At 67.3% G+C, this 11,683-nt stretch carries 12 protein-coding genes; 4 read left to right on the top strand and 8 right to left on the bottom strand.

Annotated elements, in window-relative coordinates; genetic code table 11:
* Positions 1-86 precede the first annotated feature (86 nt).
* The 5 genes from G335_RS0101595 to G335_RS0101615 all read right to left on the bottom strand — a co-directional run bounded on the left by G335_RS0101595 (position 87) and on the right by G335_RS0101615 (position 6,750).
* Positions 87-2,567, bottom strand: coding sequence for an EAL domain-containing protein (locus G335_RS0101595; RefSeq protein WP_018175726.1), 2,481 nt, complete (start codon positions 2,565-2,567; stop codon positions 87-89).
* A gap of 171 nt (positions 2,568-2,738) precedes the next feature.
* A complete protein-coding gene (locus G335_RS0101600; RefSeq protein WP_018175727.1) occupies positions 2,739-3,122 on the bottom strand; it encodes a hypothetical protein in 384 nt (127 codons plus the stop codon).
* A 206-nt stretch (positions 3,123-3,328) separates the two neighbouring features.
* Entirely contained in the window at positions 3,329-4,354 is a 1,026-nt protein-coding gene (locus G335_RS0101605; protein ID WP_018175728.1) for a sensor domain-containing diguanylate cyclase, read from the bottom strand.
* Between the two features lie 55 nt (positions 4,355-4,409).
* Positions 4,410-5,186, bottom strand: coding sequence for a hypothetical protein (locus G335_RS0101610; protein WP_018175729.1), 777 nt, complete (start codon positions 5,184-5,186; stop codon positions 4,410-4,412).
* A gap of 7 nt (positions 5,187-5,193) precedes the next feature.
* Positions 5,194-6,750, bottom strand: a complete 1,557-nt coding sequence (locus G335_RS0101615; protein WP_018175730.1) for an EAL domain-containing protein — start codon at positions 6,748-6,750, stop codon at positions 5,194-5,196.
* A gap of 199 nt (positions 6,751-6,949) precedes the next feature.
* Here G335_RS0101615 and G335_RS0101620 point away from each other — a divergent pair, with 199 nt between their 5' ends.
* Entirely contained in the window at positions 6,950-7,129 is a 180-nt protein-coding gene (locus G335_RS0101620; protein ID WP_018175731.1) for a hypothetical protein, read from the top strand.
* Here G335_RS0101620 and G335_RS0101625 read toward each other — a convergent pair.
* Both G335_RS0101625 and G335_RS0101630 read right to left on the bottom strand, forming a co-directional pair.
* Positions 7,109-8,065 carry a pentapeptide repeat-containing protein gene (locus G335_RS0101625; protein ID WP_018175732.1) on the bottom strand — a complete coding sequence of 319 codons (957 nt, stop codon included), beginning with the start codon at positions 8,063-8,065 and terminating at the stop codon, positions 7,109-7,111. The genes G335_RS0101620 and G335_RS0101625 overlap by 21 nt on opposite strands.
* A gap of 85 nt (positions 8,066-8,150) precedes the next feature.
* Positions 8,151-9,077, bottom strand: coding sequence for a patatin-like phospholipase family protein (locus G335_RS0101630; protein ID WP_018175733.1), 927 nt, complete (start codon positions 9,075-9,077; stop codon positions 8,151-8,153).
* A gap of 149 nt (positions 9,078-9,226) precedes the next feature.
* On the opposite strand from G335_RS0101630, the gene G335_RS0101635 reads away from it, so the two are divergent.
* The 3 genes from G335_RS0101635 (at position 9,227) to trxC (ending at position 11,228) form a co-directional block, all read left to right on the top strand.
* Positions 9,227-9,802 (top strand): hypothetical protein, encoded by a 576-nt coding sequence (locus G335_RS0101635; protein WP_018170095.1) that lies wholly within the window; start codon positions 9,227-9,229, stop codon positions 9,800-9,802.
* Between the two features lie 39 nt (positions 9,803-9,841).
* The gene (locus G335_RS0101640) at positions 9,842-10,717 is read left to right on the top strand and encodes a cupin-like domain-containing protein (RefSeq protein ID WP_018170094.1); all 876 of its coding nucleotides are present in this window, start codon (positions 9,842-9,844) and stop codon (positions 10,715-10,717) included.
* A 76-nt stretch (positions 10,718-10,793) separates the two neighbouring features.
* Positions 10,794-11,228, top strand: a complete 435-nt coding sequence (gene trxC, locus G335_RS0101645) for a thioredoxin TrxC (RefSeq protein ID WP_026304746.1) — start codon at positions 10,794-10,796, stop codon at positions 11,226-11,228.
* Positions 11,229-11,286: 58 nt separating this feature from the next.
* Here trxC and G335_RS0101650 read toward each other — a convergent pair whose 3' ends face one another.
* Positions 11,287-11,643 (bottom strand): hypothetical protein, encoded by a 357-nt coding sequence (locus G335_RS0101650; RefSeq protein ID WP_018144230.1) that lies wholly within the window; start codon positions 11,641-11,643, stop codon positions 11,287-11,289.
* Positions 11,644-11,683: the final 40 nt, after the last annotated feature.

Below are 11,683 nucleotides of genomic sequence, written 5' to 3' on the forward strand. Positions count from 1 at the left end.
TGATGGTCCATCGTAGGGAAACACGGATCGATGTGCATGCTCGCTGCGTCGTCGCTTGGGCGCGCGAACATGGCGCGGGGAACCGCTCAGGCGCTGCGGCCCGGGTGCGCTGCGGCGGACGAAGCGGGCTCGGCGAGCATCCGTTGGCAGTCGGCGGCTGGCTGCGGGCGGGCAAACAGGAAGCCCTGCAGGGTCTGGCAACCGGCCTCCTGCAGGAAGGCTTGCTGCGCCTCGGTCTCCACGCCCTCGGCGACGGATTCGAGGCCCAGGTTATCCGCGAGGCTGAGGATGGTGCGCACGATGGCGCCCGCGCTCGACTCGGTCTCCAGGTCCGCGGTGAAGCAGCGATCGATCTTCAGCACATCCAGCGGAAAACGGCGCAGATAGGCCAGCGATGAATACCCGGTGCCGAAGTCGTCCAGGGCCACGCGCACCCCGCGCTCGCGAAACTGGCCCAAGGTGCGGATGACCTGGTCGGTATCGGCCATCAGCATGCTCTCGGTGACCTCCAGCTCCAGGGCGTCCGCATTCAGCTGGGTGTGTTCCAATACCCGGTCGATGCTGTGCGCCATCTGGCGATCCCGAAACTGGGGGGCGGCCAGATTGACGGACACGCGGACCGGTGGCAGCCCGGCCTGATGCCAGTCCCGACACTGACGGCAGGCCTCGGTCAGTATCCACTGGCCCAGTTCGACGATCAGCCCGGTCTCTTCGAGGATCGGGATGAAGGCGCCCGGCGAATGCACCGTGCCGGCGCCATCCTCCCAGCGCAGCAGGGCCTCGACGCCGACGATACGGCCATCGCCGGCCGCCACCCGCGGCTGGTAGTGGAGAAAGAACCCTTCCTGGTGATCGACCGCGCGCCGCAGTTGGCCCTCCAGCGAGACGCGTGTCCGCACGTCGTTGTTGAGCTCGCCGGAACAGAACTGGATGGAATTGCCCTCGGTGCGCTTGGCCTGGTGCATCGCGGATTCGGCGCGGCGCATCAGGTCGGACGCATCCTGGGTGTCGTGGGGATACACGGCGACCCCGACGGAACCGGGCACATAGAGCTCGTGCTCGCCAGCCTTGATGATCTGGCGCAGCGGCTCCAGCAGGCGGGTGACGGCGCCCGCGACCGAGCCGGGAGACTCCACCGGGAGCAGAGCGCCGAACTCGTCGCCGCCCAGGCGTGCCAGCACGCCACCGACCGGCAGACGGTTTTCCAGGCGCCGGGCCACATGTTGCAGGACCTCGTCGCCGGTGGCCTGGCCCATGCCTTCGTTGACGCTCTTGAAGCGATCCAGGCCGATGTGGGCCAGCACCAGTGGACGCCCCAGGCGCTCGGCATCGGCGACGGCCTGGTCGGCGCGTTCGGCAAAGCGGGTGCGGTTGGGCAGGCCGGTGAGGGCGTCGTGGTAGGTGATGAAATGGAGGTGGCGCTCCGCCTCGCGCCGTTCGGTGATGTCGTGCACCACGCCGGCCATGCGTTGGGGCCGGCCCTGGGTATCGAAGTCCACGCTCCCGCGCTGGTAGACGATGCGGACGGAGCCATCGGGGCGGACGATGCGGTGCTCGATGTCGTATTCCGGTCCTCCGGCGGTGAGGGCGTCGTCGACCGCGCGCTGCACGCGCTCGCGGTCGTCCGGGTGCACGGCCTGCATGAACGCCTCGTGGGTCGCACCCCATTGGTCGTATTCGAGGCCGAAGATGCGGAACACCTCGCTGGACCAGCGGATGCCCCCGGCGTCGAAGTCCGAGATCCAGTTGCCCAGATGGGCGATCTGCTGTGCCTCCTGCAGTTCCGCCTCGCGCCGTTCCAGCGCCTCGCGCGCCGCGCGACGCTCGGTGATGTCCTGGAACGAGACCACGGCGCCGGTAACACGGTTGCGGGCATCGAACAGCGGGGCGGCGTTGATCAGTACCGGGAACCCGTGTCCCGCGCGGCTCCAGAAATACTCCTCGCAGGCCTGCAACGGCTCGCCGGTGCGCAAGACCCGGTAGACCGGGCATTCCGTGGCGGGGAAGGCCTGGCCGTCGGGCCGGCTGTGGTGCGACAGTTCGTGCGAATTGTGGCTCAGGGCCTCGTCTTCGCTGGCGAACCCGAGCAGTTCGCAGGCCGCGGGGTTGAGAAAGGTGTAGTTGCCATCGGCGTCGATGCCGAAGACGCCCTCGGCCAGGCTCCCCAGCAGGTTCTCGCGCAGGAGTTCGCCCTGCTTGCGGTCCGTGACGTCGATTCCGAGGGTCTGAAAATGGGTGATCTCGCCGGCCTCGTTGAAAAAGGCGCGGCTGGTCCAGCGGATCCAGCGGTCGGCCCCGTCGCCGCGGCGCACCGGGTTCTCGATGGTGCGCACGGGCGCGTCGGGGGTATAGCGCAGCAGGTCGGCGCGGTTCTCGGGCTGCCGCTCTTCGGGGAGGTCATGGATCCAGCGGTGCCCGAGCAGGCTTCCGGGGCGCGCCGCGAAGTATTCGTGGTCCGCCCGGTTGGCATAGAAGATGGTGGTGTCGGGTCGATAACAGATGATGATGAAGGGGTGGTTTTCCACCAGGTCCTCGTACTGGACCTTCACCCCGGACGAATTGCTCATGCATTTCCCCTGTCGGACGCGTCCTGCTGGCCCCTTCCACCCGAACGCGTTGTCCCGAGTCTGTCAGGGGAATTCTGAAGGCGCAAACCGTATTCAAGAGGCAGATTTCAGGGGCGGCCAAGCGGCGTCAATGCGGCGCGGTTCAGTGGGGCGCGGGTACGGGCGGAGATGTCAGCGCGGGCGTTCGCGGGAATCGAGTTGATCCAGCGGGTCGTGGGCATCCTCGCGCTGGCGGACGCGTTGTTCGTGTGTCCGGGGGTCGGTAAGGGAGGGATCCGCCTGCACGTTTCGCACGACCAGGAAGGTCCATACCGTCGCAAACACCCACAGGAACAGACCGATTGCCAGCGGGAAGCCGCCGTAGCCGGAGATGCCGGCCAGGCCGGTCAGCAGGGCATAGGCGATCGACACGAGGGCGGCCGCCCAGGCAATGGCGATCGGCGCGGCGCAGCTGTGGGCGGCGGCGCCGTAGCGGTACGCCGCCACCGGCGGCAACACGATGCCGAGAAAACGGTAGAGCGCAGGTTCCCGCGCGGGTTGATGCAGGCTGGTCATGTCGATCCCTCTCTCCGGGGTGCCGCTTTCCCCGGAGTCTGGTCCGAATCCGGGATGTTTTCCACGTGGCCCAGCGACCGCTGCGCGAGGACTGGACGTGGATCACGGCCCTGGCGCTCGGCCCGGCCGCGGATGGACTGCGTTCCGGCCCCTGCGCGGGCGCGGTCCGGTTGCTATCCGTTCAGATCACCGGCGATGGGGATGGTTCAGGGCCTGGGTTCGGCGGTGTCGGCCGCGGCAATGGCGACCCGGTCGCGCCCACCGCGCTTGGCCTGGTACAGGGCGCGGTCCGCGGCCTCGACCACCTGCGTGGCGTGGCGGGTCTCGTTGGGGGTGAGGCAGCCGACCCCGGCGCTGGCGGTCAGTGTGGGGGCCACGCGGGAACTCGCGTGCGGGATCGCCTCCTCGCGGATGCGCTGCAGGCAGCGCTCGGCCAGCGCGTGGGCCGCGTCGATATCGGTGTCCGGCAGGATCAGTACGAACTCCTCCCCGCCCAGGCGTGCCAGCAGGTCCTGTTCGCGGCCGACGACGCCGGCGAGACAGGTGGCGATCCGCTGCAGGCAGCCGTCGCCGGCCGGGTGCCCGTAGCGGTCGTTGTATTCCTTGAAGTGGTCGATATCGAGCATGATGGCGGAGAGCGGGCGCTTGTCGCGCCGGGCGTGGGCCCACTCGCGTTCGAGTACGAGGTCGAACTGCCGACGGTTGGCGATGCCGGTGAGCGAGTCGCGGTAGGACAGGGCCTCCAGTTCGGACTTCAGGCGCAGCAGTTCTTCTTCCTGTTGCTTGCGCTCGCTGATGTCGAACATGAAACCGACCAGGGCCTCCACCTCGCCGTCCCTGCGCACCACGTGGACCACATCGCGGATCCAGATGTAGTGCCCGTCCCGCGTCAGCGCACGATAGTCGGCCTCGTGGTCGACCCCGGACTGCGACTGTGCCACGCAGAAGTTGACGACCGATTCGCGGTCGTCCGGGTGCATGCGCTCCACCCAGTTGTCGATGCTGACCCAGCTCTCCGGTGTCCAGCCCAGCAACGCCTCGATCTGCGGGCCGATATAGGTGAAGCGCATGGTCGCCCAGTCGATCCTCCACGGGATGGCGCGGGTGGATTCCAGCAGCGTGCGATAGACGGTGCTGTCCGGTTCCATCTCGGGGTGCGTGGTGGGCGATTCGATGCCCGGTCCCAGTGCCGTCCCTGTGTTCTCCGGCTCGTCGGCTGCGGTCGCGTTCATGGCGAATCAAGTCCTTCTTTGGGGCGCAGGCGGTATTGCGTGGTGGTTGGATTGATCAGCTGGCGGCGAGGGGCTGGATCAGCAGCTCGATCTGCGGGGAGAATGCCTCGCTGCCGAGGTTCCCGGCCGGAGTGGTGGTGCCGAAGACGCGCAGGACCAGGCGTTCGGGGGCGACCCCGGCGTTCTCCAGGCGGCGGCCCGCCGCCATCGCATCGTCCTCCGTGCCCTCCGACGAGGTGTCGGATGCGTCCATGCCGTGTCCATGCGCGATGACGGTCACCAGGCTGGCACCAAACTCGTCGAGCAGCCGGCCGATGGTATCCAGGGCGCGGGCCTGGTCGGCACCTTCCGGCAGGGTCACGCGGATACCCGAATCCTGATGATCGATCGCGCTGGGCTGTCCGGACAACTCCTGGCGCAGGCGGGCCCCCAGGACGTCCATGTAGTAGCCCAGGCGGCCGGGGTCCAGGGTTTCGTGACCCTGTTCTCTCAGGAAGACGCGTCGTTCGCTTTCGGCGCTGGACGAGCGGGCGATGTGCAGGCCCAGCGACGGTTCGGTGGGTTCCGTCGAGCGGGTTTCCGTCTCCGTCTCGGTATCCCTATCCGTACCTGCGGCCGTGTCCGTATCCGTTTCGGGCTGGCTATCGGTGTCTTCGGCTGGCGCCGTATCGGTTTCCGGCGCGGCGGGTTCGGAGGCGGGGCGGTCGTCGCCAGTGGGAGCCGGTGCATCCTGCTCCACCGGCAACAGGGCACAGCCCGAGGCCATCGCGGACAGTAACAGGGGGAGCGCCAGGATTCGGCCCGAGCGACGGGTGTTCGAAGATTGGAACATGGTCTCCTCAGTGTTGGCGGCACCAGTCGAGGAAGGCCTCGGCGGACAAGGGCCGACTGAAGTGGTAGCCCTGTCCGCCTTCCACGCCCTGCGCGCGCAACCATTCCACCTGGTGGGCCGATTCGATGCCCTCGGCGACGATCTGCAGATTGAGCGAGCGGGCCATCTCGATGATGTGGCCGATGACATTGCTGGTCACCGCTTCGTGGGCGATGGCATCGGCAAAGGTCTTGTCGATTTTTAGTGTATCGAGTTCGAAACGTTCCAGGTAGGAAAGGCTCGAATATCCTGTGCCAAAGTCGTCGATGGCGATGTGGTGGCCGCGCCGGCGCAGTTCCCGCAGGCGGGCGCGGATGGCGTCTTCGTTGAGCAGGGAGCGTTCGGTCAGCTCCAGCTTGATCGCGGAGGGTGCGACACCTGCCTCGCGCAGGGCCTTGCGCAGCGCATCCCCGAAGCGGTCGGAGGCCAGGTCGTGGCCGGTAATGTTGAGGTTGATGGTCTGCTCGGGATGCGCCCGCAGGTTGTCGCCCAAATCGCGGAGGATCGCGCGCAAGATCGCCAGGGTCAGATCGGTGGCCTGCCCGGTGTCCTCGGCGAGCGGCACAAAGACATCCGGGCGGATGGTCTCGTCGCCCTCGCGATGCCAGCGGGCCAGGGCCTCGGCACCCCGGCAACGGCCGTCGGCGAGGTCGACGATGGGCTGGTACTCGACACTCAGGCACTCGTTGGCAATGGCCTCGCGCAGCTCGCTGGCCAGGCTCAGGTGGCGGCGCAGGTAACGCAGGACCAGGAGTAGCCAGAGGGTCACCAAGAGCAGCCCGAAGATGCCCGCCACGATCAGGGTGGAAAGGTAGCGATCCCAGAAGGCCGCCAGCGGCTGCACGGCAATGATGTCGACAGGGAAGATCGTGTCCAGCGAGAAGCGGCTGACGATGCGTCCCTGGGCGCGGTCGACGCTCAGGCCAATGGGGGTGGCGGCGGGTGATGGCAGGTCGGCGTCAGCGGGATAGCGGCTCATGGGAAGGCCTTCGACCCACAGGCCGACCCGCTGCTTGTCCAGCAGGCCGGGACTGATCAACAGGCGTGGGTCGATCGCGACATCATGCTGGCCGAAGCGCATCAGGAACAGCCCCACACCGCCCACGGCGGTGTCCGCGCTCGGCCACCAGGCGACCACGCCGGTGTCGTAGATGCGGCTGGCACGCGGTGGTGTGAGGGCCTCGCCCTGGACAAACCCCGCACCGCACTGGCGTTCGGCCGCGCGCCAGTAACCGATGGCACGCACATGAGGCCGTGCGATGGCCGCGTCCTGAAGGCGTTCCAGGTGCTCCGGGGAGCAGGGTTCCAGATCCAGCTGGTTGAGGCTGTCCAGTAGTTCGCGGGCGTCTACCAGCGCGGCTTCGGTCTGTTCGCCCAGACGCTGGGAGAGTTCGGCCAGGCGCTTCTCCTCGGCGACCACGGATTCCTGCCACAGGAACCAGGCCAGGGCGGCGAGCGGCAGCAGGATGCCGAGCAGGGTCGCGGCGGAGACCGAGAGCAGGACCTTGTCGCGTCGGGTGACCATATTCACCAGGGGCCGGGATCGAACGGATTGAGAGTAGCACGGGGCGGACCTCAGGCCGGTACCCGTAATGTCACGGAGATTCGGCAACGTCTATGGTCAGAATGAGGAGTCCGTGTCGGGAGGTGTTGCCATGAACCAGGATCGGGAAGAGGGCGGAGATGGGGGCGCGACGACGGCGCACGAAACATCCGGAACGCGAATGGCGCAGGTCGTGCGCAGCCGGATCAGCATGCATGACGGTGTCACCGTCTGGTGCGACTGCTGTTCCTGCGAGGCCGAGCCGTACTGGGCGGAGGTGGCCGAGGAGCTGGGAATCGATCCGGATCCGGGCGTGGCACGTGGAGGGCGCGCCCGCGGGTCAGTCGCAGCTCCCGACTGAGTCACGGGCGCAGATGCGGCCGTCGGTCCAGATGCTGCGGCTTAGGTAAGCAGCGTCCAGCCGGGCACCGGAGAGGTCGGCATCGGTCAGGTTGGCGTGGGCGAGATTGGCATTCTCGAGGTTGGCGTCGACCAGGCGAGCCTGGATCAGGTCCGCGCCGGTCAGGTTGGCGCCAGCGAGATTCGCGCCCTCCAGTCCGGCCAGGGCGAGGTCCGCGAAACGTAGATCCGCGTCGGTCAGCCGTGCACCGTGCAGGCGCGCCCCGGCCAGGCGGGTGCTGTGAAGTGACGCGCCCGTCAGGTCGGCATCGCGCAGGTCGGCACCGGCCTTGTCACAGTAGTTCCAGTTGACCCCGGGCCCCGCGGCTTGTTCGCAGTTGGGTCCGGGGTCGCGCTCCAAGGCAATCCCGAAGGCGAGCAGCAGGCCGATGGCCAGGGTGACTGCAAGGCCACCCGCGATCCAGGGCCGCGGCCCGCGGACCCACTCACTCCAGGGCGGCGCCGGCCGTTCCAGGATCTCGGCCCATTGTTGGCGATGGGAGATCGTCGCGGGCGATTCGGGACAGCGGCGGTCCCCCTTGCGGCGTTCGCGGATCTCGGCGGGCGGGTTGTCGTCGCGCCGTTCCCGCCGGCGTTCGTCCTCGCGCAGGCGGGCCTGCTCCAGGCGTTCGCGGCCCTCCGGGGTGTGGGCGTTCTGCAACTCTTCGGGGATCAGGTGAGGGCGCTGGTCGATACGCCACCAGGTCTCGCGGTCGAGGCTGACCTGGTCATCCGGGCGCAGCCGGCCCAGGATCAGGAAGCGCCCGATCGAGCGCTGAGGGTAGGGCCCGCATACCTGATCATCGCGTCGGGTAAACCACAGCTCATGGCGTCCGTCGCCGGTTCCCGGGGGCGGATTTTTTGCGTCTGGCCGGGGATCGGGGTTATCGCTGGTCACGGTTCTTGCTGGCTTCCCTTGGCACCGCGTCCGTTACGGTGGATGCCGCGAGTATAGGGCATGGAACAGGGCTTCTGGGCACGGATTACCGGCTGGGGGCCGGGGGCTGGATGCCCCAGGTATCGAGCTGGGCGCGGAGTTCCCCGGCGGCGGGCTCCGCCTTCTCCAGGATCTCGTCGATCCGGTTGAAGTGCAGCAATCGGATGCCACCGGTATCCGGTACCAGGTAGAGATCCGGCGGGTCGAGGCGGGTCATGTGGCGGATGATGGAGCCCTGCATGATGCTGAAGCTCTTGAACAGCAGGTCGGTGATGCCGATGTCCTCGGTGGCGTTCGGCGAGCCATTGCCGGACACGTCCACGGCGATCACGTAGTCGTATTCGCCCTGCAGCAGATCATAGGGCAGCGGACTGGAGGCCCCGCCGTCGATCAGGGTCTGGCCGTCGTCGTGCCGGACCGGTTCGAACAGGCCGGGCACTGCCATGCTTGCCTCGATCGCCAGGAACAGGTCGCCCTGGTCGATCACCACGCTCTCGCCGGTGCGAAAGTCGGTGGCGACCACGGCGAAGGGGATGCGCAGGTCGTCGAAGTCGCGCGCCTCGGTGTGTTCGGCGAGGAAACGCAGGAACTCGCCCGAATCGAACAGGGCATTGCGGCCCAGGCGCAGGGGGACAAGGTCCAGCAGCTTGATCTCGGAGCGCGCCAGCCCGGTCAGGGCATCAAGCTCGGATCCGGAAAAGTCGTCGAACAAGTCGAAGATCTCGTCGGCATCGAGCCCCGCGGCGTACAGGCCGCCGATCACGGCGCCGATGCTGGTGCCGGTGATGCGGTCGGGCAGGACCCCCCGGTCGTCGAATACCTGCAGCATGGCGATATGCGCCAGCCCTCCGGCCCCGCCCGAGCCCAGCGCCAGGCCAATGGTGGGGGTGGGCGGTTCAGCGGTGTCCGCAGCCAGTGCGACCGGGGCGGTGGCCAGGAACAGGGCGAGGAAAAGGAACGACAGCCGTCTCATGGGGCGATGCGCTTCCGGGGCGTGTGGGTGTCATGCTGCTACCCTGAGCCCGAATGCACGGACGGGCAAGCAGAGGGTCGCGCATGCGGGTCAGAACAGGGAGTGGCGAGAGGGTCCCGCGCGGCTTCAAGTGGAGCTACCTCGCCTTCGTGCTGGTGCTGGTTCCGGTGTATGCCGTGGTGCACGGCTGGTTCAATTTCCTCTGGTTTTCCAATGTGGCGTTACTGGGCGGGCTGCTGGCGGCCTGGCTGGAGAGTCGCCGGATCGCGAGCATGATGCTGGTGGCCGTCGTGCTTCTGGAGCTGGGCTGGGTGCTGGATTTCCTGCTGAGCATGGCGGTCTGGGGCTGGGCCCCGCTGGGGGTTGTGCACTACATGTTCAACCCCGAGATCCCGCTGTTCGTGCGCCTGCTGTCGCTTTACCACCTGCCGCTTCCGTTCGTGCTGATCTGGATGGTCTGGCGTCTCGGGTATGACCCCCGTGCCTGGCGTTACATGGTGGGGCTGGGCTGGGTCATCCTGTTGCTGACCTTCGCGCTCGCGGATGCCGACAACAACGTGAACTGGGTGCTGGGTCCGGGTGGGCAGGTGCAGGAGTGGATGCACCCTGTTGCATGGCTGGCGGTGGTCATGGCGGTATGTTCCGGGGTGTGGTGGCTCACGCATCTGCTGTCTGCCTGGCTGTTGCCGCAGCGCAGCATCGCGCGCTGCGGGCGGGCTTGGTAGGCTGACGGGCTTCCCCCAGGCGAGGAAACGGGAGCGGAAATGATCGAGACTACGCCGGTAGAGCGGGTCGGGCTTGTCGAACCGGACACGTTCCTGCGGCAGTACAAGGCGGTCGCGCAACCGGTGATCCTGGAGGAGCTGACCCGAGAGTGGCCGGCACGGGAGCGCTGGACACCCGACTATTTTCGCGAGGTCGCCGGGGATGCCGTGGTGCCGCTGTACGACAGCCGGCCCGCGCGCGACAACGAGCATCAGCACGCCGCGTCCCTGCACATGCCGCTGGCGGAGTATCTGGACCTTCTGGAAGGGGGCGAGCGCGATCTGCGCCTGTTCTTCTTCAACCTGTTTGCCGCCCGGCCGACGCTGGCGCGCGACTTCGAGTTTCCCGACATCGGTTTGCGACTGTTCCGCAAGCTGCCCGTGCTGTTCATGGGCGGCAAGGACGCGCGCGTGCAGATGCACTTCGATATCGACCGCCCGGATATCCTGTTGTGCCACTTTGGCGGGCCGAAACGCGTACTGCTGGTCGCTCCCGAGTACACGCCGTACATGTATCACGTGCCTTTCTCATTCAGTGCGCTGGCCTCGGTGGACTTCGAGGATCCCGACTACCAGCGCCATCCGGCGCTGCGGCATGTGCGGGGCCACCTGGCCGAATTGCACCACGGGGACGTGCTCTATATCCCGCCGGGGTTCTGGCACTACGTGCTGTATGACGACATCGGCTTTTCCATGGCACTGCGGGCGTTTCCGCGTGACCTGCCGAATGTCGCGCGGATGCTGAGCAACCTGCTGGTGACGCGGACTATCGAGGGCACCATGCGCAAACTGGTCGGGCAATCCTGGAACGACCGCAACGAACGCCGCGCGGTGGAACGCACCGAACACTTTCTCGCCCGACATCCCGCGGCCTGATGGATCCAGGCACGCGCTCGCGGAGTAAGATCAGGGGGCTGGCCTTTTCTTCTTCTGCCTGGAACGAGGTGCTGCCGTGAGTGAAGCCCTGCACGTGGTCTGTCCGCATTGTGACGCGGTGAATCGAATCCCTGCGACACGGCTGGGTGCCGGCCCGAAGTGTGGCCAGTGTCATCGGTCGTTGTTCGGCCAGGATCCGCTGGAACTGACCGCCACGAACTTCCTCCGCCACCTCGAGCGTAATGAGATCCCGCTGTTGGTGGACTTCTGGGCGCCGTGGTGCGGCCCCTGCAAGATGATGGCCCCGCAGTTCCGCCAGGCCGCGGCGGACCTCGAGCCGACCGTGCGGCTGGCGAAGGTGAATACCGAGGCGGAGCCGGAGCTGGGCCGGCGGTTTGCGATCCGCAGTATCCCGACCCTGGCGCTGTTCCGCGGCGGACGCGAAGTGGCGCGCCAGGCGGGCGCGATGGGGGCGGCAGATATCGTGCGCTGGACCCAGAGCCAGGTTTAGCCGGGCAAAGGTGGCTTCGTCGCGGTCGTCAGCATCGTAGGGTGCCGACGGTAATCAATCAGCGGCTGCCCAGTTCGCGCCAGGCCTCGTGGCCGCAGCTCATGCAGTGGTATTGCGCCTCGAAATGCCCCGGCTGGTTCGCACGTTCCCGGATCGTACCGTCCTGGAAGGTGAAGCTGCGCAGGGTGCAGCGCGGGCATTTTTCGACCGGGTCGCGGGGCGCACGTGGCTCGCTGGCCGCAGGCGTGTGGGTGCCATCGGTCCTGTCGGCGGCGTCCTCGATTGCCTGATTGAGCTCCCGGGTCAACTCGGCCGTGACCCGGTGGGCGGCCTCTGTGGTGTCCTCGCGGGCCATGGCCTCCAGCTCGGCCAGACGGTCACGGATGTGCTTTAGACGGGTTTCGAGTTCGGTCACGGGCGCCTCCAGGGTGGTATGCCCAGCATAGTCGGTTCGA

Source organism: Thioalkalivibrio sp. AKL8, from assembly GCF_000380525.1.
GTDB lineage: Bacteria > Pseudomonadota > Gammaproteobacteria > Ectothiorhodospirales > Ectothiorhodospiraceae > Thioalkalivibrio > Thioalkalivibrio versutus.

Excerpts from the sequence above, each read along its gene's own strand:
- G335_RS0101620 (WP_018175731.1), top strand. The coding sequence starts at position 6,950 with ATGGCGCAGGTCGTGCGCAGCCGGATCAGCATGCATGACGGTGTCACC.
- G335_RS0101630 (WP_018175733.1), bottom strand. The coding sequence starts at position 9,077 with ATGAGACGGCTGTCGTTCCTTTTCCTCGCCCTGTTCCTGGCCACCGCC.
- G335_RS0101640 (WP_018170094.1), top strand. The coding sequence starts at position 9,842 with ATGATCGAGACTACGCCGGTAGAGCGGGTCGGGCTTGTCGAACCGGAC.
- G335_RS0101605 (WP_018175728.1), bottom strand. The coding sequence starts at position 4,354 with ATGAACGCGACCGCAGCCGACGAGCCGGAGAACACAGGGACGGCACTG.
- G335_RS0101615 (WP_018175730.1), bottom strand. The coding sequence starts at position 6,750 with ATGGTCACCCGACGCGACAAGGTCCTGCTCTCGGTCTCCGCCGCGACC.
- G335_RS0101600 (WP_018175727.1), bottom strand. The coding sequence starts at position 3,122 with ATGACCAGCCTGCATCAACCCGCGCGGGAACCTGCGCTCTACCGTTTT.
- G335_RS0101595 (WP_018175726.1), bottom strand. The coding sequence starts at position 2,567 with ATGAGCAATTCGTCCGGGGTGAAGGTCCAGTACGAGGACCTGGTGGAA.
- G335_RS0101610 (WP_018175729.1), bottom strand. The coding sequence starts at position 5,186 with ATGTTCCAATCTTCGAACACCCGTCGCTCGGGCCGAATCCTGGCGCTC.